The 22,969-nt window shown below is 42.5% G+C and carries 20 protein-coding genes; 12 read left to right on the forward strand and 8 right to left on the reverse strand.

The genetic code is table 11. The features are described 5' to 3' along the window. The first annotated feature begins 95 nt into the window (after positions 1–95). From FHW88_RS02475 to FHW88_RS02485, 3 genes are all read left to right on the forward strand, one after another. The gene (locus tag FHW88_RS02475) at positions 96–1,187 is read left to right on the forward strand and encodes a hypothetical protein (protein WP_176622892.1); all 1,092 of its coding nucleotides are present in this window, start codon (positions 96–98) and stop codon (positions 1,185–1,187) included. A 356-nt stretch (positions 1,188–1,543) separates the two neighbouring features. Then, a complete protein-coding gene (locus FHW88_RS02480) occupies positions 1,544–1,921 on the forward strand; it encodes a hypothetical protein (RefSeq protein WP_176622894.1) in 378 nt (125 codons plus the stop codon). Beyond that, a complete protein-coding gene (locus FHW88_RS02485) occupies positions 1,918–3,129 on the forward strand; it encodes a hypothetical protein (protein ID WP_176622896.1) in 1,212 nt (403 codons plus the stop codon). Before FHW88_RS02480 ends, FHW88_RS02485 begins: the two co-directional genes overlap by 4 nt. Positions 3,130–3,222: 93 nt before the next feature. On the opposite strand, the gene FHW88_RS02490 is transcribed toward FHW88_RS02485, so the two are convergent. Both FHW88_RS02490 and mnmE read right to left on the reverse strand, forming a co-directional pair. Further along, positions 3,223–3,711 (reverse strand): hypothetical protein, encoded by a 489-nt coding sequence (locus FHW88_RS02490; RefSeq protein WP_176622898.1) that lies wholly within the window; start codon positions 3,709–3,711, stop codon positions 3,223–3,225. A gap of 406 nt (positions 3,712–4,117) precedes the next feature. Then, a complete protein-coding gene (gene mnmE, locus FHW88_RS02495; RefSeq protein WP_176622900.1) occupies positions 4,118–5,581 on the reverse strand; it encodes a tRNA uridine-5-carboxymethylaminomethyl(34) synthesis GTPase MnmE in 1,464 nt (487 codons plus the stop codon). Between the two features lie 203 nt (positions 5,582–5,784). On the opposite strand from mnmE, the gene FHW88_RS02500 reads away from it, so the two are divergent. Continuing rightward, the gene (locus FHW88_RS02500; RefSeq protein WP_176622902.1) at positions 5,785–6,843 is read left to right on the forward strand and encodes a nucleoid-associated protein; all 1,059 of its coding nucleotides are present in this window, start codon (positions 5,785–5,787) and stop codon (positions 6,841–6,843) included. Positions 6,844–6,979: 136 nt separating this feature from the next. Beyond that, complete coding sequence (locus FHW88_RS02505; protein WP_176622904.1) at positions 6,980–7,291, forward strand: hypothetical protein; 312 nt, start codon at positions 6,980–6,982, stop codon at positions 7,289–7,291. 11 nt (positions 7,292–7,302) lie between these two features. On the opposite strand, the gene FHW88_RS02510 is transcribed toward FHW88_RS02505, so the two are convergent. The 4 genes from FHW88_RS02510 to proS all read right to left on the reverse strand — a co-directional run bounded on the left by FHW88_RS02510 (position 7,303) and on the right by proS (position 11,297). Next, positions 7,303–8,124 carry a TIGR02757 family protein gene (locus FHW88_RS02510; RefSeq protein ID WP_176622907.1) on the reverse strand — a complete coding sequence of 274 codons (822 nt, stop codon included), beginning with the start codon at positions 8,122–8,124 and terminating at the stop codon, positions 7,303–7,305. Positions 8,125–8,142: 18 nt separating this feature from the next. Then, the gene (locus tag FHW88_RS02515) at positions 8,143–8,550 is read right to left on the reverse strand and encodes an SMI1/KNR4 family protein (protein ID WP_176622909.1); all 408 of its coding nucleotides are present in this window, start codon (positions 8,548–8,550) and stop codon (positions 8,143–8,145) included. Between the two features lie 28 nt (positions 8,551–8,578). Further along, on the reverse strand, positions 8,579–9,718 hold the full coding sequence (locus tag FHW88_RS02520) for a cystathionine gamma-synthase (protein ID WP_176624877.1): 1,140 nt from the start codon (positions 9,716–9,718) through the stop codon (positions 8,579–8,581). Between the two features lie 106 nt (positions 9,719–9,824). Beyond that, a complete protein-coding gene (gene proS / locus FHW88_RS02525; RefSeq protein ID WP_176622911.1) occupies positions 9,825–11,297 on the reverse strand; it encodes a proline--tRNA ligase in 1,473 nt (490 codons plus the stop codon). A 100-nt stretch (positions 11,298–11,397) separates the two neighbouring features. Between proS and FHW88_RS02530 the strand changes: the two genes are divergently transcribed. From FHW88_RS02530 to FHW88_RS02540, 3 genes are all read left to right on the forward strand, one after another. Then, positions 11,398–12,330: a hypothetical protein gene (locus FHW88_RS02530; RefSeq protein ID WP_176622913.1), complete on the forward strand. Its 933-nt coding sequence runs from the start codon at positions 11,398–11,400 to the stop codon at positions 12,328–12,330. A gap of 33 nt (positions 12,331–12,363) precedes the next feature. Beyond that, a complete protein-coding gene (locus FHW88_RS02535; RefSeq protein WP_176622915.1) occupies positions 12,364–13,845 on the forward strand; it encodes an OmpP1/FadL family transporter in 1,482 nt (493 codons plus the stop codon). Positions 13,846–14,074: 229 nt separating this feature from the next. Next, positions 14,075–15,859 (forward strand): DUF885 domain-containing protein, encoded by a 1,785-nt coding sequence (locus FHW88_RS02540; protein ID WP_176622916.1) that lies wholly within the window; start codon positions 14,075–14,077, stop codon positions 15,857–15,859. A 190-nt stretch (positions 15,860–16,049) separates the two neighbouring features. Here the strand turns inward: FHW88_RS02540 and FHW88_RS02545 are convergent, their stop codons facing one another. Both FHW88_RS02545 and FHW88_RS02550 read right to left on the reverse strand, forming a co-directional pair. After that, positions 16,050–17,897, reverse strand: a complete 1,848-nt coding sequence (locus FHW88_RS02545) for a type VI secretion system baseplate subunit TssF (RefSeq protein WP_176622918.1) — start codon at positions 17,895–17,897, stop codon at positions 16,050–16,052. A 4-nt stretch (positions 17,898–17,901) separates the two neighbouring features. Then, on the reverse strand, positions 17,902–18,336 hold the full coding sequence (locus FHW88_RS02550) for a GPW/gp25 family protein (protein ID WP_091172390.1): 435 nt from the start codon (positions 18,334–18,336) through the stop codon (positions 17,902–17,904). Positions 18,337–18,555: 219 nt separating this feature from the next. Here FHW88_RS02550 and FHW88_RS02555 point away from each other — a divergent pair, with 219 nt between their 5' ends. The 4 genes from FHW88_RS02555 to tssR are packed head-to-tail and all read left to right on the forward strand — an operon-like array spanning position 18,556 to position 22,967. Further along, complete coding sequence (locus FHW88_RS02555; protein WP_091172388.1) at positions 18,556–19,074, forward strand: type VI secretion system TssO; 519 nt, start codon at positions 18,556–18,558, stop codon at positions 19,072–19,074. Positions 19,075–19,082: 8 nt separating this feature from the next. Continuing rightward, positions 19,083–19,571 carry a type VI secretion system transmembrane protein TssO gene (locus FHW88_RS02560; protein ID WP_143020843.1) on the forward strand — a complete coding sequence of 163 codons (489 nt, stop codon included), beginning with the start codon at positions 19,083–19,085 and terminating at the stop codon, positions 19,569–19,571. A gap of 37 nt (positions 19,572–19,608) precedes the next feature. Beyond that, the gene (locus FHW88_RS02565) at positions 19,609–20,571 is read left to right on the forward strand and encodes a PKD domain-containing protein (protein WP_176622920.1); all 963 of its coding nucleotides are present in this window, start codon (positions 19,609–19,611) and stop codon (positions 20,569–20,571) included. Positions 20,572–20,603: 32 nt separating this feature from the next. Next, positions 20,604–22,967 carry a type VI secretion system protein TssR gene (gene tssR, locus FHW88_RS02570; protein WP_176622922.1) on the forward strand — a complete coding sequence of 788 codons (2,364 nt, stop codon included), beginning with the start codon at positions 20,604–20,606 and terminating at the stop codon, positions 22,965–22,967. Positions 22,968–22,969: the final 2 nt, after the last annotated feature.

The raw sequence follows: 22,969 nt of genomic DNA on the forward strand, positions 1-22,969 counted from the left end.
GCAAAATATTAGCACAATGCTTGTAAAGTATTGAGAACCAAGAAATATTTTCTATATTGTCTCTGATGAAATTTTAACCTGTAAACATTATCGCTATGTGCAAAATCCTGTTAATCTCTATTTTTATAGTTTTTAATTGCCATTTCAGTAAGGGGCAAATTAATGTTTCCACTACTTCTATTGCGGGATTTAAATTGATGTCGTTACCAAGAGTCAATGTGCCAGTTGGTGCTGCTTGGAACGATGTTACTGGTCCAGTAGGGCTTGGGGCTTCTCAACAACAAATAATAGTTACGAAATCATTCGATAACTTAAATTATTTAAGCTCAGATACCAATAGTACAAAATTGCAACTTGGAGTGCTAAGTTTTCTAAAAAGTGGCGGATATTTTAAGTCGCTATCTACTCAATCTTTAGATTTGGTTTCCTTGAGCATCGTTGGTTTTAACGATGTGAATATTCTAAAAAACAATGTCGGTAACTCGATTATTTACGACGCATTAAAGGTTAACAAGATTAAATTAACTATAAAAAAAGCAAACTTAAATAATGCCAAAGCAGAACTTAGCAAGCTATTTACTAAAGTAGATATTGAAGGTGAATTCGATAAGGGCAATGAAAAAGAAATTGTTGTAGGTGGAATTGACCTTTTTATCGGATACAGATTGTTTAAGATAAAAAAAGCAAAGGAGAAGGTTGAAAAATTAAAGTTTCATCTTGAACATCAACCAACCAGAGATGGAAGCATTATTCTTAGCAGTAATTATGAAGCTGAAACTAAAAAAACAATAGTAAACGTTTGCCCTTGTAATATTTTAAAATGCATGAGTGATAGAAGAAAGAATGGTGATGAAAGCAAAGCTTATCAATTGTTCAATAGTTGTGGTTTTGAATGTGGATGGGATTTTAATGTTATAACAAAAGATATTTTAAATGCGAATGGCGTACCGGAGGAATATCATTTCATCGCAAAAGCAGGGACACTTTTAAAAAATAAATATTTTTCACTTTATTACAAGCCCACCTCTAATGGCTTAGAAGCCGCTTTTTTAAATATTCAACAATTGGCATACACTCCTGTTGCGGGTATGGCTGCGCTTAGCACAGGCAAATCGGAGGCTAAAGCAAATGTAACTACTATAAATTTTTCTTTTGAACAACTTTCTTACGCTCAAAATATATATTGAGGGTAAAAGATTGCTTGCCTTTATTATAAACTTTCGACTCGGCTCATTAGTTTCTCCAGTTGCTTTGATGCTTAGAAGGCAAATTTACAATACTAAAGTTGCTTGTTAGCCGTAAGCGTTCACTGGCAAAGAAAATATTGGTTAGAATATGAAATGGTACGGTGATAGCAGCGACTATAAGCTCGAAGTAATCTTTGGTATACTTCAAAAAGGTATGTCCTAACTCCGACGAGGTCAAGTAACGTGGTAATTATTAGATATTAAAAAAACTTTTAAGTTAGTTGTAAGATAAGAAAATAGTATATTGCAATATTAGTGGCTTCTCTAAAAGAATCAAAATACCTAACATATTTGCGATGGAATTTTCAACATTGGCGAATCGCCTTATTTCAAAAGAGTTTAGTATTTGGACTGAACCTGTTGGCAATGAGACCACCAGTAAGGTTATTACTTATGTAAATAATGATATCGAACCTGAAACGATGCTTCTTGAAACTAAAGGAAGTACCAAGTTTGATGCACGTATTGCAATAGAAGTATTGTCTACCGCTGCAATTATTACCAAAACGATCCTTACACTTTATAATAGCGGCTTGAAGTCGCCTGATCAAATTGAAGAAAAGGTTAAAAAATCCGTCAAACAAGAAAGAATTAATCAGATTACAAAAGTCAAATCAATAATAAGTATCGTGACCGCTGTTTTGAAATTAATTGAAGAACTTCAAAAGGGATGAAACTCAAGTACATTCTACTACCTTTTGAGCTGCTAAAATTGACACTTTCTTCCATTCCGAATCAACCTTTGCTTTTTTTTTCGTTATTAGGATTTTGCGTTCATCCCTCTTGGGCATTGGTGTTTTGTATGTTGCTTTCTTATGTCATAGTTTTTGCATCTGAACAAGTATTTAAACAATTTCAAAGTCACATCGAACTGTGCAAACTAATAGAATCATTTGGAGGGCCAGATGGTAAATTAAAAGAATGCATTTATGAAATGGATGCTGAAGAAATTATGAAGGAAATATTCGGCAATCAAAAACTTGATACGTTTTTTAGTATTCAAGCGAAACCTTTCTTTCGCAAGAATATGCAAAAAATAAATAACGACTTCATACCTGAAGGTTTGGTGCGTTTTTTTGCATTGGAAAAGGACACTAATTTACTTGCGGCTGGAAATGTTGTTTATTCTTCGCTATATACTCCAACTTATATATTTTTAAGCGAGAGGTTATCAAAAATGACCAGCTACCAACGGTTTGGCATATTGCATGAGTTCGGTCATGCAACTTTAGGTAATTCGAAAATAATGGCAAGGCGAAGTACAGCCATATTTCAATGTATCGTTGTTTTAATCATCTTTTTATTTTCTACAAGCAATTACTGGTTGATATTTCCGCTGTCTTTAGCTCTTTTTTATTATGCGTTTAGCAGCCATGATGCGACGATACTGGAAGCGGAATATCATGCAGATATATGGGCTTTTAATTGTATATCCGACCCTGTCAGTCGCATGCAAACATTTGAAACGGTGAAATCATATTATTCAATTATGATGCTTACGTTGCCAACATTAAAGGAGTTTCTTAATAATGGGGGGCAAGGAGAATCTTTTAAAAATCTCAACAAAAGATTTGAAACCTACAACTATAATTTGAGTTACAAAAAAAGGGCAAAAGAATACAGTAAACCGTTATTTAAACAACGGTTAATGAATTCAAACAAAGTTCCATACAATATCGCTTTTCTTGGCTTTAGGCACCTTTTTTTAGCGATTGTAACTCTTGTATGTATATCCGCGATCAAACCAAACTCAAGTCTCTCTATATACTGGGTAGTATTTGGAATGTTGTTAAAAATAGCCTACGATATGCGATTTCGTTATAAAACCGGTTTTATTGAAACCGTTAGATTGCGAAAAAAAGTAAGCGCTATGTTAAGTTGAATTAGTTAATCAGCGATACTGAACAACCTTTAACTTATCTGCTATACTAGTCCCAAATTGCCGCTATTGCCGTGCAAATTCAATTAGCAGATATCAATACTCCCTTGATCCCTCAATTTTGAATTTTTTCACTAAAAAGCAGCGAGGTTCCCGCTTTAACAAGTCAGTAATTCGGCGGGCTTCGTTTTTAATAGCAGTTCTTACGTCTTCTGGGAGTTGGGTTAGTATTTGCTTAGATGTTCTTGGTTCTTCCAAGTAACTTCCGCTTAGGACTGCGTCCAACGCTTCTGTTAACCTGTGATCACTATATTTCTTAGGTTCTCCCTCTACCTTCCGTTTTGCAATTACCAACTTTGTGGTAGTGGGCAATTTGTCCTCGGGGGGAATAGGAAAATTCGGATTGCCCATTTCATAATATTTTAGCCCGAAAAAGGCAGCAATTTTTTCAAGAGTTTTTAAAACTACCCCTTTGTCGCCATCAATTATTTCGTTAATACTGCAAAACCTGGTTACGGTAGTTTTGGCGGTAAAAGTACTCCCGCAATGTTCGCAAATCCTTTTTACGGTGAAATTTGAACTCATCTTTTGTTTTTTGATCCTACTTTTCTTTCCTCTCTTTTGCCGGAAATTAGCATTGTTTTTGCGTTTGTAACCTGCTGATAATCAATCAAGAGAAATAACCGGAGAATTTAATACGGATGATGTCCGTTAAAATTTCCTGTCAAATTTTGGTCGAGAAGTCACCCATAATTTCCCTGCTAATAGTGGTTAAGCATCAATAAGCGTAAATAAGCGACCTAAGCGACTTAATTTCCACTCGATTTTGCGGCAACACGCTAAAGAGAGATTTGGGTTACATCTGAGTTACAAAAGTCAGTAAAACAGGGTCAAATATCCAAGAATTTGGACAAGAAGAGTTAATATAACTTATTAACAATGAGGAATTTATTTGTCATAAGTTATCGTTAGTATGTGTTATTCTGCGTGCCTATTTGCCGATACAAAACTTACTAAATATATTCTCCAGCAAATCATCTGTGGTAACAACACCGGTGATCTCACCGAGGTAGTGAAGCGCCTGTTTAATATCCATCGACAAAAAATCGGAAGTTATGCTGCCATCAATACCGCCCAATACCCTTACAAGCGCCTCTTCAGTTTTTTGTAAGGCTTCGAGGTGGCGGATATTGGTTACCAGGGTTTCGTCACCACTGAGTTGGTCTTTTACCGCAGAGGAGTAGATCTTGTGTTTCAGATCGTCAATATGATGTTTTTCTTTGGCGGAGATAAAAATTATGTCCGGAAGTCCGAAAGTCCGAAAGTCAGGGGATGGAGAAGTGAATAAACTTCGTTCCCCGAAACTGTAAGCATTAGCGAATAAATCAGCTAAGCTTCTTTCGGACTTTTCGACTTGCTGGCTTTCCGACTTATTTAACAAATCTGCTTTATTGGCTACCACTAACATGGTAACCCCGGGTTTTTGTAGGCTGGCGATATCACTATTCAGTTCTTCAATAGTAATTTTGGCGGCGTCAAAAACGTAAACCAACAGGGCCGACCGGCTGATCTTTTCCATGGTGCGCTGTACGCCTATCTGTTCAATGGCATCGGTAGCTTCCCGGATCCCGGCAGTATCAATCAGCCTGAAATTAATGCCCTGGATATTCAGCACCTCTTCAATCGTGTCTCTTGTGGTTCCGGGGATGTGGCTCACTATGGCACGCTCTTCATTAAGCAGGGCGTTCAGCAGGGTTGATTTGCCCGCATTTGGTCTGCCTGCTATTACCGTGTTTACACCGTTTTTAATGGCGTTACCCAACTCAAATGAATTAATTAACCGGCCAACAATTTTGGTAATCTCGTGGATCAACTGTTTCAGCTGATCACGGTTGGCAAACTCTACATCTTCCTCAGCAAAATCGAGTTCCAGTTCAATGAGCGAAGCAAAGTTTACCAGTTGCTCGCGCAGGGCCTGTAATTGAGTGCTGAAACCTCCGCGAAGTTGTTGCAGGGCCACCTGCTGCGATGCTTTGGAATTGGAGGCGATCAGATCGGCAACAGCCTCGGCCTGGCTCAGGTCGAGCTGACCATTCAGGAATGCCCTTAGCGTAAATTCGCCGGGTTTGGCCGACCGTGCACCTTTTTTGATGAACAGCTTAATGATACTTTCAATAATATAACCCGAAGCATGACATGAGATCTCAACCACGTTTTCGCGGGTGTATGACCGCGGGCCAACAAACAACGATACCAGCACCTCGTCCAAAATCAAATCGCCATCGGCAATGCTGCCGAAATGGATAGTATGCGATGCCTGTTTGCTCAGGTCTTTACCTTTAAATACACTGTTGGCTATGTTTATGGCATCAGGGCCCGAAAGGCGAATCACAGCAATGGCGCCCACGCCGTTTGGTGTGGCAAGGGCAACTATGGTATCGGTATTATCTGTCATTTTTTAGTTGATGGTTAATGGTTCATAGATCATAGCCTAAGCCCGCCTAATTTACCAAAGTGCAAAGGTCGTTATTTCGCGGTGATTTTTCTCACCTACTCCTTCTAATCCATCTCCATATGACTTGAACATGAAAAACGCAGGCACACCATGAGCTATGATCCATGAACCATTAACTAAAATCTTTACCTTCGCAGGCAATTATGGTAACTTTTTTTGAAGCTTCACTCGAAACTATTTCGGTACATCACGTTGGTAATCAGTCGCAGGAAGAGATGTATGCACTCTCCGAACAGCCGTTGGAATTAAAGGATGAGATTATTCCCAACCTGCTTATGCAATATTTTCTGAAACCTTTTGAAAAGGCTAACGAGGTTTATCACCTGATGCACAGCAGTGGCGACCTGGAACTGAACGAACTGCATCACTTTACCACACAGGTATTTGATGACAACACTAAATTTCACGAGGCATCTGAGAAAATAGCGAAACATTTGTACAAGGTTACCAATCACCCTAACATTAAAGGCGGCGAGCTGTACGTGGTTTACTTTAATAAAGTTCAAATTGAAGGCAACCCACTGGATGCCATCGGTATCTTCAAGTCAGAAACCAAGGAAACTTACCTTAAAGTTTACCCAGACAAAGGCGGTTTCCAGGTTGATTATGAGCAGGACGCCATCAACATCAATAAGTTGGATAAAGGTGTATTGATCTTCAATATCGAAAAAGAAAACGGCTACAAGGTAGTGGTTGTTGATAAAACCAACGGCGGGCAGGAAGCTGCCCGTTTCTGGAAGGATGATTTTCTGCAGTTAAAGATCCGTAATGATAGTTTCAACCAAACCAATAACACATTAGGCATTTACAAAAACTTCATCACTGAAAAAATTGACGAAGAATTTGAGATGAGCAAGGCCGATAAGATCGACCTGCTGAACCGCTCCATGAAGTATTTTAAAGAAAAGGAAACCTTTGATATGGAGGAGTTTTCGAATGAAGTGATCGGCAACGAACAGGCCATTGAATCATTCAAAACTTTCAAAAACCAGTACGAGCAGGAATTTGACAGCCCTATTGCCGATAATTTTATTATATCAGAAAATGCGGTAAAGAAGCAGGCTCGTATTTACAAAAGCGTTTTAAAGCTTGATAAAAACTTCCACATCTATATTCATGGCGATAAGGAACTGATTGAGAAAGGTTTTGACGATGGGAGGGCGATGAATTATTATAAGGTTTATTTTAAGGAGGAGGCGTAGAAGATTAAGCTTTAAAATTTAATAAACCTGATACACTGCAACATCGCATCTTCAAACAGATGTTTAGTAAACCTTTCCATTTGTGACAAGTCATACTGGTACAACACAGTATTACTAACCAAATCACAACACACAAATGAAAAGGTCATTCATAATCATCTCATTGTTATTCGTCATTACAAGCTGCAGCGTATTACAAAATGGGGGCGTTCCGCAATATGCACTTGGCATGAGCGAAAAAGATTTTACAGCCTCTCAACGGTTTAACCTCTCGCTGGTCGAAGCCACACCAGGCCATTCTATTTACAAGCGTACTGTTGAAGCCGATGCCCAAAGGGTAATTGCAAACATGTATTACTATTTTGATGATGGTAAATTAGTGCGTATGCGTCGAGTAGAAGAACCCAAACCCATAGTTGTAGTTGAGCAAAAACCAGCCACTTTATAACCGATAAATGATCAAAACTGCGCGCCCCAACGCTCTTCAATCCCCAACCCAAACAAGGCAAAATCATATTTAACCGGGTCGTTCGGGTCAAACTCGCGAAGCCTTTCGGTTAGCTCAACGGCGGTTTGCCAGTCGGTTTGTTTTCGGGCGATAAGATTGAGTTTGCGCGATACCCTGTCAACATGCAAATCAAGCGGGCAGATCAGATCGGCTGGTTTGATGCGGTTCCAGATGCCAAAATCAACGCCGTTATCGTCCTTCCGCACCATCCAGCGTAAAAACATATTCAGCCTTTTGCAGGTTGATTTTTGCGATGGCGACGATACATGCTTTTTAGTACGATGCGGAAAATCGGGCAAAGAAAAGAAATATGATCGAAAGCCCCCCAACCCCCTAAAGGGGGAGTAATCGCCATCTTCGGGAATAAACGCGTCTTCGAGGGACTCAAAGCGCTCATAATGCTGCCTGAAGAAAGCGATAAAATATAAAGTATCCACATCATTAAAAGTGCGGTGCTTGAACTTTAACAGCTTTTTCAGATCAGGCTCTTCATGATTGATGATGAAATCATAAGGCGCGCCATCCATCAACGTAATAAGTTCTTTGCATTTTTTGATAATGGTAACCCGTTGTCCCCAGGCCAGTGTGGCAGCCCAAAAACCCATGATCTCGATATCCTGCTTTTGGCTAAACATGTGCGGGATGGTTACCGGATCATTCTCAATAAATTCGGGGCGATTGTATTGGGCAACCTTAGCGTCGAGGAAGGCTTTGAGAGCTTCGCCCCCTGCCCCCCTAAAGGGGTAACTGTTCTTATTGTATCCTATATCCATGTGCCGAAATGTTCACATTTAATATATTTCACGTGAACCACTGTTTATCATACCTATTGCTTCCATAAAAGTAAGAGCAATAGGTTCGTAGTCGGTTGAGTAATCATTAAAAATGCCCACTGCATTTCGCTTAAAGCCAATAACGTGGCTCATTATTAAAAAATCACAAAAGCCTATAATATTCTTATTCTCGCTTTCGACAAATTCTTCTATAATCCTATTGAGTGACCAAAAAGAAAACATATACTCTTGCCATTCATAATCATCAAACCCGTTTACAACAGCATAAAGCGCTTTAAAATCATCGGGAAAGCTAAAACTTAGAATAGTTTCAGCTTTCTCGAAATCCGCAGCAGTTGCGGGTGGCTTCATTTTTACTTCACATTCATCCCAAAACGCAATAGCTTCCTTTATCCAATCCCCCATAAGAAAGTTTTGATTAAAGGCTCATTTTTTAGCTTAACGCCTGTTTAATATCCTCCAGCAAATCTTCTATATCTTCTACACCTACGCTCAGGCGCAGCAGGTTATCAACTACGCCTGCTTTTTCACGTTCGGCTTTAGGAATTGAGCCGTGGGTCATGCTTACCGGGTGATTGATCAATGATTCAACTCCTCCTAATGATTCGGCCAATGAAAACACTTTAAATGATGATGCAATACGGAAAGTCTCCTGCAGATCGGCACCTTTCAATACGATGCTGATCATGCCACCAAAATCGCGCATTTGTTTTTTGGCGATATCATGATTAGGATGATCGGTAAAGCCCGGCCAGTAGATCTTTTCAACTTTTGGATGATCTTTCAAAAACTCGGCTATCTGCTTTCCGTTTTCGCAATGAGCTTTCATGCGCAGGTGCAGGGTTTTGATACCACGCAAAACTAAAAAGCTATCCATAGGTCCTGGTGTAGCACCGCAGGCATTGTAGATGAACCAGAGCTTTTTATAAAGATCCTCATCGTTCAGCATCAATGCGCCCATCACCACATCACTATGGCCGCCAATGTATTTGGTTACCGAATGCATTACAATATCAGCACCCAGATCTATAGGATTTTGCAGGTATGGTGATGCAAAGGTATTATCAACCACAAAAAGCAGATTCTTTTCTTTGGTGATCTTACCGATGGCTTCCACATCTACAATGCGCATAGTAGGATTGGTTGGTGTTTCAATCCAAACCAACTTGGTTTTATCATTCACATGAGCGCGAACAAGCTCCGGATCAGACAGATCTAAAAAATGGAACTTAATGCCGTAGTTAGCAAATATCTTGGTGAAAATACGGTACGAGCCTCCGTAAAGATCGTTGCCGGTAATAACCTCATCGCCGGGCGCAAGCAATTTCATCACCGCATCAGTTGCACCCATTCCGCTCGAAAACGCTAAGCCAAACTTTGCATTTTCCAAGGCAGCCAAACAATCTTCCAGCGCTTTACGGGTAGGGTTGGTACCACGCGAGTACTCATAGCCCTTATTATCTCCCGGCGATTTTTGCCAGTAGGTTGATGTTTGATATATCGGCGTCATGATAGCGCCAGTAGTTGGATCGGGCTCCTGCCCTGCATGTATTGCTTTAGTTGCGAATTTCATGGTTGTGCTGTAAGCACGGTCCATAGTCGATAGTTCATGGACCATAGTAAAAAAACAATTATTCATAGCTATGGACTATCGACCATAAACTATGGACTTTACAAATCTAATACGCCCTCGCAAATAACACCCGCTGCGTAGATGGCTTACCGGTGAAGATACATTTACCCTCTTCCTGTTTATTATCCAAAGGTATGCAACGGATTGTCGCCTTAGTTTCCTCTTTTATTTTTTGTTCGGTTTCGGATGTACCGTCCCAGTGTGCACTGATAAAACCTGGCTCTTCATCGAGCATGCGTTTAAATTCATCCCAGGTGTCCACCTCGGTGGTGTTTTCGGCACGGAAATCAAATGCTTTTTTATAGATATTTTGTTGGATCTCTTCAAGCAGGTTTTCGATAGTTTGTGCAAGACCTTCCTGGTTAACGGTTTCTTTTGTTTTGGTATCACGGCGGGCCAGTTCAACTGTTCCGTTCTGCATATCACGGCTGCCTATCGCTACACGCAATGGAACACCTTTCAGTTCGTATTCAGCAAATTTAGCTCCCGGGCGATGAGTATCGCGGTTATCAAATTTAACTGATATGCCTTTGGCCTTAAGTTCTTTGCTCAGGGCTGCTACGTACGCCGAAATGTTATCAAGCTCTTCCTGGTGCTTATAGATAGGTACCACAACAACTTTGATAGGAGCAATTTTGGGAGGCAATACCAAACCGGCATCATCACTATGCGCCATGATCAGTGCGCCAATCAAACGCGTTGAAACACCCCATGAAGTAGCCCAAACATAATCGAGCTTATTTTCTTTATTGGTGAATTTCACGTCAAACGCTTTGGCAAAGTTTTGTCCTAAAAAGTGCGATGTACCAGCCTGTAAGGCTTTACCGTCCTGCATCAAAGCTTCAATACAATAGGTATCCAAAGCACCGGCAAAACGCTCATTAGCAGTTTTACGGCCTTTTACTACCGGCAATGCCATCCAGTTTTCGGCAAAATCGGCATATACGTTCAGCATTTGCTCGGTTTCGGCTACCGCTTCTTCAGCCGTTGCATGCGCGGTGTGGCCTTCCTGCCATAAAAATTCGCTGGTGCGTAAAAACAAACGGGTACGCATTTCCCAGCGCATTACGTTGGCCCACTGGTTAACCAGGATAGGCAGGTCGCGGTATGATTGGATCCAGCCCTTGTAAGTGTTCCAGATAATAGTCTCTGATGTCGGACGGATGATGAGCTCCTCTTCAAGCTTGGCTTCTTCGTCAACAATAATATTTCCTTCGCCATCATTTTTGAGGCGGTAATGAGTTACAACAGCACATTCTTTGGCAAAACCGTCAACATGGCTGGCCTCTTTACTAAAGAACGACTTGGGTATTAAAAGAGGGAAATAAGCATTACTGTGGCCGGTGTCTTTAAACATCTCGTCAAGCACCGCCTGGATCTTTTCCCATATCGAATAACCGTACGGTTTAATGATCATACAGCCTCTAACCGGCGAATACTCGGCCATGTCAGATTTAATTACTAAGTCGTTAAACCATTGCGAATAATCTTCGTCTTTACTAATAACACCTTTGCTCATATTGATTGGATAGAATTTGGACTTGTGTAATTGTTGTATATTGCTGCCAAATTTATAAATTTAAAACTTATTTGACCTTGAACTTTTTACTAACCTGCATATGAAACGGAACATCGCGATAGGAATGTTTATCATCGGTGCCATGGCATTGAGTTCCTGCTCTACAACCAAGCTTGCATCAAACCAAAGTAATGACAACGTTTATTTTTCTGATGCACGAGCGGGCGATGAACCTGTTTATGCACAACAGCCGGCTTACAACCAAACCCCGGTTGCAGAGGATGGATATAGCGATGACGACGATGATTACTTTTACTACGATGATTATTCGGCACGTATAAACCGTTTCAGTTATTTTTCCCCATTTGGTTATTACGATGATTTTTATTCAGCATATAATAGCTATCCTTATTACAACTACGGCCTTGGTTATGGTGGCTTAGGCGGCTATTACGGTGGCCTCGGTTATGGAGGCTATGGTGGCTGGGGACCAGGATACGGATACGGCCTTGGCTGGGGATATGGCGGTTGGGGATTAGGCTACGGATATGGTGGCTGGGGTTATGGAGGTTATGGATACGGTGGTTATTACGGCGGCGGTTATGGATACGGTGGATATGGCGGTTACTATGGTGGAGGCTATGCTTCGTCAGGTACAGCACGGCCCTATCGTGGTAATGGCAATCCTTTTGCAGGCAGCGGGCGCCGCCCTGTCAGCAGTGCCACTTCCGGTATAGGCTACATTCCCGGAGGCCGTAACAGACCATTGGGCAGCAGAACGAACACTTACAGTAACGGCAGCAGCAATAGCGGAAATAACAGTTATAATAATAACAATGGCACCCGCTATGCACGCCCGGCCCGTACGGACGCGGCGCCTACCCGTGATGCACAGCCGGTTTACAGACAGCCACAGGTTGAACGTACATCGCAGCAACCATCGTATACGCCATCACCAAGCTCAAGCGGCGGCAGTTCACGCAGCACCGGCAGCAGCAGTGGCGGCGGTGGCGGCAGACCATCAAGACCATAAACCTAAATCTTATATTTTATTTACCTGAATTTTATGAAAATCAAGTATTTACTAAGCATAATTGCTATAGTAGCAATTACTAAAGATAGTTTTGCGCAATACTCACAGGATGCCATCAGGTTTTCAACCTTTCAAACCGGTTCAACCTCACGTATCAAAGCTATTGGCAACGCCGGCACAGCTGTAGGCGGCGATTTAAGCTCAGTTAGCGGCAATCCTGCCGGCTTAGGCTTTTTTACACACTCGGAGGTTAGTATTACCCCTGAGTATGATAACTCCAAAATAAGCTCCAGCTTTTTTGGGCAGGCAGGCAGCGCCAACCGTAACGATGTGAACATGAGCAACGCAGCCATCGTATTTTATCAGCAACTAACTACCCGTGGGCGCGACAAAAGCAAAGGCTGGCTAAGCATCAATTATGGCGCGGGCTACAGCCGTACCAATAACTTTTATGAAAACGTTGCTTACGGCGGTACAAACCAAACCAGTTCTATTTCTGATTACTATGCCGGTATTGCCAAGCGCGAAGTATCTCAATATGGCAGTGTTAACCCTAAGGGCCTTGATGGATGGGCATATGATCATGTCCTGATCGATAATTTCGGCCCGGCATCAGACCCGAACTCATATTCAAGCACAGTGAATGTTCCGGTAAGGCAATTGGCGGGGATTACCCGTACCGGCGGCCAGTCGGAGTTTAACCTTTCGTTCGGTGCCAATTACAGCAATAAGCTTTACTTAGGTTTGGGACTGGCTATTACCGATATCAGGTATAATTCGCACGCCAGGTTTACCGAAAATGGCAACGCCATTATAACCAATGGCGGCAACCCTACCGACTTTTCATCCACTTTTGCGCAAGACCAAAGCACCAAAGGCTCGGGCTTTAACGCCAAATTAGGTATTATTTATAAACCTATACAAGCTTTACGCCTGGGCTTTGTATTTACCTCACCAACGTTTTATAATATTGATGATTCATATTCCGAAGGGCTTGCCACGCAATACACAGGTGGCAAGAGTCATCAAAACGAATCCGAACCATATCAGCTAAGCTACAATCTGCGTACGCCGTTAAAATTAGCAGGTGGCGCGTCTGTTTTCATAGGCAAATATGGTTTCATAAGCGGCGATGTTGAATATATCGATTATACCACTACTCATTTAAGCAGTAACGACAGTTATACTGCCGATGGTGACAACAGTGATATCAAATCACTTTACCGTTCAACAGTGAACCTTCATGTGGGCGCCGAAGTAAACGTGAACAGCCTCGTTTATCTGCGCGGCGGTTACAGCCAGCAGGGTAACCCGATGAAAGACCTTGGCAGTGATATTAAAACAGTTAGCGGCGGTATAGGCTTTCATTTTGGTGCTTATTTTGTTGACGCTACTTACGCCAGGGTAACCGGCAAGCAAACCATTTTCCCTTATGAGGTAGGTGCAACCAGTCCTTTTGCCGATTTGAAAAAAACTAACAATAATGCATTCCTTACTTTAGGGTACCGCTTTTAACCGTTGATTTTTTTGATTGATTACGCTTATTGCGTTGATCTGTTGTACAGCCTGTCTTTTCGCTACGAAAAGACAGGCTGTTTCATTTAACGTATATCGTTGTGCCGTTGTTGATGTCGTCGCCAGCAATGCCGAAAGAGTCAAAATGTGCTATTATCAGCGAAATCAACGTAATCAAAAATATCAACGGTCAAATTAAGTAACTTGCCATTCATAATTTAAATTGACCATGAACAAAAATCTACTTAAAAGCACCGGTTTGTTAGTGCTATTGACTGGTATCGGCATTAATGCCCGGGCGCAGCAATCAGCCGAAACAAAAGCATGGGTAGCCAAATCAAATGAGTATACCAAAATCATTATTGATCTGGATAAAAAATACTCGCCCGAATACGGATCATCACAAGGCCTGGCCGAGTATGACAGTGACATAGCTATACCAACCCTCCAAAACATCATGGCCGAACGCAAGGATGAAGAGGCCGTTGTCGCTAAACTTACCGAAGCCCTTAAGACTGAAAAAAATACTTTTATTCAACAGGATATCAATATCATTATAACCCACCTCAAACTGGGTTTTCGCCAGCAGGACTTTGAGTTGAGCCGCCAGGTCCCTTTTTTGAATGCGTCCTCAACCATTTACAGCGGACTGGAAACACTGCTTGACGATCAAACCCCCGAAGCCCGTCGCCAGGCAGCGGTAATGCGTATCCGTAAATATGCAGGACTGGAAAAAGGTTATAAACCATTGACAACCATTTACAGGGAACGCCTGCAGCACCAGATGGGCGGCAAAAACATGATCTATCCGTCAAAGCAACGCATGGAAACCGATCTGTCGCGCAATGCGAGTATCGTGAGCGGCATCGCCGAGCTTTGTACCAAATACAAGGTGACCGGATGGGAACAACCTTATGCCACCCTGAAAAAACAGCTGGAAGATTATGACAAATGGGTAAAAGCAAACGTACTGGTGAAAGCCCGTACAGATTTCAGGCTCCCACCCGAAGAGTATGCTATGAACCTCGAAGCTTATGGTATAGATATTCCCCCTGCGAAAGTAGCTGAAATGGCACATGCCCTGTTCAATCAGATCCAGGACGAGATGAAGCCTATTGCCGGGCAGATAGCCAAAAAACGTGGCCTGCCCTCAGGTGACTATCGGGCTGTAATTCGTGAACTTAAAAAAGAGCAGATCCACGGAGATTCTATTATTCCGCTGTACGAGCAGCATTTAAAAGATATTGAAGGCATCATTCGCGATCATCAACTGGTAACGCTGCCAAACCGCCCGGCTATTATCCGTTTAGCTACGGCCGCCGAGACTGCGCAGAGCCCGGCCCCACACATGGTGCCACCGCCGTTTCTGAATAATACCGGCCAGCGTGGCGTATTTGTACTGCCATTAAACATGCCCGCATCACCCGGCGAAAAAGCTACAGACAAGTACGATGACTTTACTTTTGATGCCGCCTCGTGGACCATCATAGCCCATGAAGCAAGGCCGGGGCACGAATTACAGTTTGATAAAATGGTGGAAGAAGGGGTATCACAGGCACGCGCCCTGTACGCCTTTAACTCCACCAATGTGGAAGGCTGGGGCTTATATTCCGAATACATTACCCGCCCTTACATGCCTTTAGAAGGACAGTTGGTTTCGTTAGATTATCGCTTGCTCAGGGCCGCGCGCGCCTTCCTTGATCCTGAATTGCAGGCTGGTAAGATAACCCAGCAACAGGCGCTTGATGTATTGATGAACGATGTAGTACAATCGCGTGCCTTTGCCCGCCAGGAAGTTGAGCGTTATACCATTAACGCTCCCGGCCAGGCCAATAGCTATTTTTATGGTTTTACCAAAATGATTGCCCTGCGCAAAGATACCGAGGCTGCATTAGGCAACAAATTCAACGCTTTGCATTTCCATGATTTCATCCTGTCGCAAGGGATCCTGCCGCCGGCATTGATCCGCGAGGCGGTGATGAATGATTTTGTGCCGAAAGAGAAAGCGTTGTAAGATTTTCTATAAAACGCATAAAACGGGATATTTTAAAATTATCCCGCTTTATGCGTTATTTACGATGTCGCGATAGGGCAGGGTGGGCAAGCGGGACAAAATAATGCAGGCCGTGATTCTGCGCGATTTGCAGGCCCAGTCACCTAATAACAAAAGAACACAAGGGCGATGACGGTACAATATGTATATCTTACTCCGCAAACACCCTATAATTAACATCCATTACACTCCGGCTTTGCAGCTTTGATTTTAGCAGCTCAAGCAGCGTGGCCCATTCCTGTGCCGAAAGTTCATGATCGGCCGGGGTTATATAAATATCGGTTGTTTTAATAAAACCTTCTCTGGGATTGGCTGAGATACTTACTCCTTTGCTTACGCGGATGTTTTTGATTTTTGTTCCAAGCTCATATCTGCAGAAACTTGTTAGATCGGCAAGGGTAACTATGCGGTCTTTAGTGGTGAGGCCATATTTATAAGCCTGGATCCGCTCGGAAGCCCCAAGGCTGTTCCGGCCGCCGGTGGTCGTGGTAAGGAGCCTTAAACTATCCGGCTTAAGTTTAATGGTTTCCGCCTGTTGCAGCTTTGACCCTTTGCGGATATTGTTGGCATTATCGGCAAGTGTTGTCCAAAAACTGAGGTATAACATGGCCGCTTTGTTTGCCGGTTTTAGTACCAGGTAATTTACCAGTTCATGATTATCTTTTGAGCTTTTGGACTTTTTTTCGATAACGGAGATATTCTGCTCCAGTGTTTTTAGGGCCGTTGTTAAAAAGTCGCTTCCGTATGCGGCAAAGGCCGCTTTTTCGTCGCGAAGCAGCTCAAACAGGTATTCGATAGTTTGCCTGGCGTTACGTGCATCAAAACGCTCGGCGCCGCCATTCCTGATGGAGTAACTGCCCTCATAATTAATACCGGCCTGACTATACGGGATCTCGTTATACCGAACGTCATTGTCGTCATGCAGCTCATGGATCGATAAAAAATGATCATAAGCGCCTGGTTTTATTGGGATGATATCGCTGATCTCCTTGATCCTGAATTTCTGTTGGTGAAGCCGCCTGCTCATTACCGGGAAACAGTTTAAATGTAACTGTAGTTCATCAATGGCATTTGCCGGGATTGCCGCCGGGAATACGATTTTGAACCACAAGCAGGGTTTAAGCGTTTTCAGATCCTGCTCGTTAAAAAACGACAGCAACTCAACCGGATAGTTTGCTTTGAAGGCGGTAATATTACTTAGCCGCTCATCGGTGAGCGAAATAAAATGATTGTTGTAATAGCTCCTTATGTCCCGCGTTATAAGGTTAATGATATGCTGATCATAAAAAACAGGTTTCTGATCGTCGGCTTGTTCATCAGCGTAAATGAGGCCAGGTTCAGTATCAAGCTGTGAACCATCCAGATAAAATTTAGTTACCTGGAGCAGGCTGTAAAAATCGGTATTGCTGATGTAAACAGGCCAGTCGAAATAGATTCCTGCATTTTTAAAAGTATTCAATGCTACTGCTGTTTCAATGCCTATCCAAAGGGTGTTAGGTTCGCCAAAAGCACCAGTGCGGACGTTTAGCAATGTATTCTTCTGCCCATTTTCAATATGTTCCTGCAGCCTGCCCCCGTTGAAGCTGTATTTTATTTCTGCATTAAATACAGAGTTAGCACCAGCAGGTGTAAAATAAATGTCCAGTTGTTCCGGGCTGGTTTTGCCAACCTCCGCTGCCAACTGTTTCCGGAAATAAAAATGGTTGCCGATGTTCAATACTTCTGAAGCCTCGATGGGTCTACCTTTTAATATGGCATGGGCGGGAAGGGGAGCCGTTAAATAGTCGGAGGCCAGGATCCTGGATATTTTGTTCAGGATGCGATGCTCCAGGTTTTTAACATCGTTGTTTAAATTAAACAATTCGGTGCTCAGGGCTTCAATCAAAAGCTTTACCAGCGGATCAACATCATTTACGTTTTGAACGCCCCAAAACTCGGTAGCGTTCTTCAGCATGCGGTTCCTGATCTCTTCTTTTGAGTTATAAAATATAGTGCTCATAGGTTTATGCTGATAGCGGGCTTAGGAATAATGCAGTTTTGAACAAATATGTTTCGCCGGTTTTGTTCAGTTTGCCTTTAATGGTTATATCTACTTTCTTTTTTATCTCGCTCACGTTGCGCAAGGGGTAAAATTTGTTGATCTCGGTAATGTTCACGCTGATATCAATATCATAAATCCTATTTTCAAATTTGCTGATAGAGCGCAATAACGATTGCCTCAGCTTTTCTTCCCAAATAGTCTCACTCATAATGAGTTCAAAATCCATATCCCAAATCTCGCAGCCAAATTCGGGGTTGTAACGGTGCTCGCCAAAACGGGTAAAAATAATGAGTTCGATGTATTGCGATATAGACGCGCCAAGGTCTTGTTTATCAAGGTCCTGGCCATTATTGATATGGCTAAAGCGGAGCGGTTTTGAATAAAGCGGGTTTAGCATAAATGATATTATTGGATTGCGTCTGTGTTAAATTTTAACTTTTTATAAACATTTATTTTCAAAAATAGTTGTAGATATGTTTTATTGGTTACAAATAGTTGATAAAGTATTGATTTTTTGATAATTATTACACTATTGGTTAATTAATAAATATGAGCTAAATATTATAAATGCAGCTTTTTTAGCTGTAAATAAACCGAACCGATACTATAATATTAGATGAAACCTGTAAACAATAGCGACCTAAACCGGGCTTATCGCAAATTCATGATGTACCTTATTACATTACTGGGTTTTGCCATCATTATCGTTTACTTCTTTTTTGCAACCTCGGGCCGTGAGCTTGAATTATTAAATGCCCGCGTTAAAAAAACAGATCAGCTGATAGCGCTCCGTACCGATATCAATAACAGCTTTGAATTGATCCTCCTGCGCATGCAGCAACTCTCGCAGTATGCAAAAATGAATTCGCAGGAGCTTAATAACCAAACGGTACTGCTTAATGATATCCAGGAGAGCAATCAGCATATCCGGGAGCGGCTGCAAAGTAACCCTTACCCGCTTAAAAGTTTTGAGTTGTATAAAAAGCTCAGCAACGATATTGAAACCATTGCCAGTATCAAAGATTCGCTTTTTACCACACGTTTCCAGATTGAAAGCCTTCGCTCACAGTTAGAGTCGTGCAGCCGGGTAAATAAATCGGCTATTAACCAGCTAAACCATCACTATCCGCATTAATAAGCCATATGTTAAAATTTAGTTTAAAAGAACGGAGAGAAAAATTCTTGTTTTTCATGGGGATGTTTTTAGTAACGTCGGTGATATTGTGCGTGGCTATATTTTATAATTATGGCAACGAAGGGTTAGTATCAAAAAGCGAGTTTGCTAAAAAAGTAAACGAAGAAGAGCAGTTTGAAAGCCTTGTTACCGAAGCGTTACCAACCGTTGATACAACGTATCATAAAATAGTAAAGTTTAACCCCAACGTGCAGGCCGTTTTTTTGGAGAATGATATCAGCGGTTCAATAGGTGCCATAAAGTCATATTACAACCGCCGCCCATATGATGCGCGGTATAAATGCTTTATCCACGCTTCAAAACTGTTGCAGGCACTTTTTTATGATAAGCGCGAACTAACGGGCAATTATAACGATATCAGGAACATAAAAGGATCGGTTGATGACTGCCACATTGCACAGCGGCAATTGCAGCAAAACATGAGCATGGCCCGGTAAGCATCATCATACATCTACCATATATAACCTAAGCAAAATGAAAAACGATTACAACGACGGGAGGCCCGTCGATACTAACCGGAACACCTACACCTTTCTATACATTTTTACTGGTGTAGTTGTTATTGCCGGTATCATTTTCCTGCTGCGGAGTTCATTGTTTGAAAAGAGAGTGATCAACGCCCGTATCCTGAAGGATGAGATAGCCCTGGACGAGCACCTGGTTTACTCGGATAATACGGCTAATGCAAAAAACTGGCTTTGGGAGTTTGGCAATGGCGATAAATCAACTCAGCAAAACGGGAGCTACCACTTTAAAAAAACAGGCGACTATATCATACGGCTTACCGTTGACGGCAATTTAACGCAGCAATTCCCGGTTAGCGTAAAAGATAGTACCCCAACCATAGCTGCCGATACCCTGATTACAATTAACGGCCCCACACAAGGGATTGTAAATGAACAGGTAAGGCTTGAGGCGCAGGGTAATGCCCGGATTTTTGAATGGTCGTTTGGGGAAACCGGCCGGGTGGATGTTAAAGGACCAACTGCACTCTACACCTTTCACAACCCCGGTACCTATTTCATCAAACTGAGCACGGATAAAAGCAGGCGCCCGGTCTATCACCGCATGCGTATTACGAACCCCGATTCAACATTTGCCAACCAGATCGTAAACCCAGGTGAAAGCGAGCGTCGTGTAATCGATGATATCAGGGCACACCTGCAGGCCATAGCCAACGGCCGTGATTTTAACCGCCATTATTATTACCTGGTTAGGAGATATTTCTGCGGAGACGAGAAAGTTACCGTAAATCTTGAAGATAACGGTGAGAGCAAACGGACTGACTTTTACTCCTACTGTATGCGGTTAACTTTTGGAGGTGGCATCAGTGTTGACGAAGCACAAGTTACCCTAAAGCCAAAATCAAACTGTTCAAGCATGCTTTCGGTAAGGCAGCATGCAACCACTGCCGCCCCCGAAAAGAGGCCCAGATAAATCCATTTTAAAACCTATTTGCATCAACCAACATGAAAAATATATTAAGCTTCATTTTTTTAACCTGTATAGTAATTGCGGCCCGGGCGCAATCGCCGGTATCGCTTGGCAAAACGGTGGTAACGTTACCCAAAGCTTTTGAAAAACCTGATGAGCGTACCAGCATTTACAATACCGACGACCGTACTTCCTTGCCGTGGATCGTGTTTTCGGACAGGGCCGAAAATTATACATATACCTCGCCGGGCGGAACGCTGGTAATGAAAAAAATAAGTTTCATGGAGCCTTTTTATGTAAGTGAACAAAAAAACGGGTTTATAAAACTAATTAAGTACCAGGCCGGCATGGTACAAGGTAAAAAGCTTACCAATAAAAAAGGCTCGCAAAGTTACGGATGGATCAGCATTTCAAAGGTGTTGCCCTGGCAGTCGGCTTTTACCAGCACAAATGGTTATCCCGAAAAATATATCACCATTATAAGTGGTGCCGGTCCGCTTACTATGCCCGATTATTATTATGACAAAACTGATTCGGCATACATTTTTGCCGGTCCCGATCAAAGCCAGAAAAAAACCAAAGTGGCGCTGCACAATGTGGTTTATGTATACAAAAAATCTGACGACGGGAAAAAAGTATTGGTAGGGTCCGATCCGCAGTTAATTGCCGATAATGCAGCTGGCAGTGTTTATGGCTGGATAGCCGCCGACGCCGTTCATAGCTGGGGCGATAGGTTATATATCGGGTCGGCAAGGGAAAATCAGCCGTTGATCAATGATTCTATTGCGAAGTATATCAACAGTTCCCTGAAAACCAATAATAGCAAGGGAGGTACGGGCTATTTTGCTTTTGACCCCTTACTGGCCGATAATGCTCCCTTGTTATTGAGCATGCCTGTAAGCTCATCTGCTTCGGGTAATCTTAGCCTCGGCTTCGCAACCGATGTTTATGATAAAAGCCATAACAGTGTGCTCAATATCAAAGGCGGGCATTTAGCATATAAGGATTATCTCAAGATCCGTAACAATGTTCACCACGTTAACATTGTGTTTGTGGTTGATGGCGGTAGCCCTATGCGCAATTATTTTTCAGGTATTACAAGCACTATTCAATCATTTGAAGATATTTTTGATGCGCATGCCAGGGGTAACCAGGTTAGATATGGGGCTGTAGTTTACCGTAACCCGTCCGGTTGTCAAACCGGGGGCATCCAGTCAACCCCGCTCAGTGCCGATTATCGTAACCTGGTAAAATACCTCGAATCGCAGTCAACAGTAACAGGTAACTGCGCCCCGGTGATAAGTTCCCAACCTGTTTTTGACGGCATCCGCACGGGGTTAAGCCTGTTTGGCAATCATCCGGACGAAACCAACCTGGTCATCCTGATTGGTGCCACCGGTGCTTTAGATCGTAATTCGGTAGGGGTTAATACGGTGGCCAGTCAGATAGCGGCCGCCAACGCCCGCTTGTTAGCTATCCAGGTATTTAGCGATTATAACCCTATCTACAATGATTTCGTAATCCAGGCAAGACAAATTGTATCACAATCTGCGGTAAAGCTGGCCGATTATAAAAAACAGCGCATGGTGAATGGAGAAGGCCTTACCAACGTGCAGCAATTCAATACATCACTGTCCGATTCGGTTTCTTTCTACCTCGATTATCCCAAAAAGAGCCTGATCCAGGGCGCTGTGGTATTTCCGCCCAAGAGAGTAGTAAAATCAAACCAGGCCATGAGTTTGGCAGTTGAACGCCTGATGCGCGAAACCGATTATGATATCCGTAACCAGATCCATACGCTCGACAGCGCATTCAGGCTTACCGGGCGCGAAAACCGTTATGTACAGCCGCTGGTTATGCAGCAGCAGGGGCAGCCATCAACCGATTTGGGAAACAATATGCCGCATAACGCTTTCAAATATTACCTCAGCGCCGAAGCACCCAGGAACCTGGTAAACGAAAGCAAGGGGCAGCTGCAATATCTGCTGATATTGAACGAGCAGGATTATAAGCAGCTGACAGATCTGCTGTCGCTCATGATAGGCGAAAACCTGCAGCGGGACGCGTCCGATTATCGCTCAAAATTGGTTGATAACTACGTTGATATCGCTGCCAAGCATTTAGGACTTAACTTATCTGGCGGTGATATTAAAGACATGACCCTGGCCGATTATTTTCTGCGGGTTACCAGTTTGCCCTTACCCGGCAAAAAAGATTTCTATAATAAAAAGGTGAATGATCTTAAACATAACGATGATATGCCGCAGGCGCAATTTGAGGCATATATCCACTATTTGATCCATAGCAGTGATGTTATTAAACAGGCTGCTATTACCAACCAACACTTTACGTCAAACGGCAAAACCTATTATTATATAACCCAGGCTAACCTGCAATAGCA

Source organism: Mucilaginibacter sp. SG538B (genome assembly GCF_013376065.1).
GTDB lineage: Bacteria > Bacteroidota > Bacteroidia > Sphingobacteriales > Sphingobacteriaceae > Mucilaginibacter > Mucilaginibacter rubeus.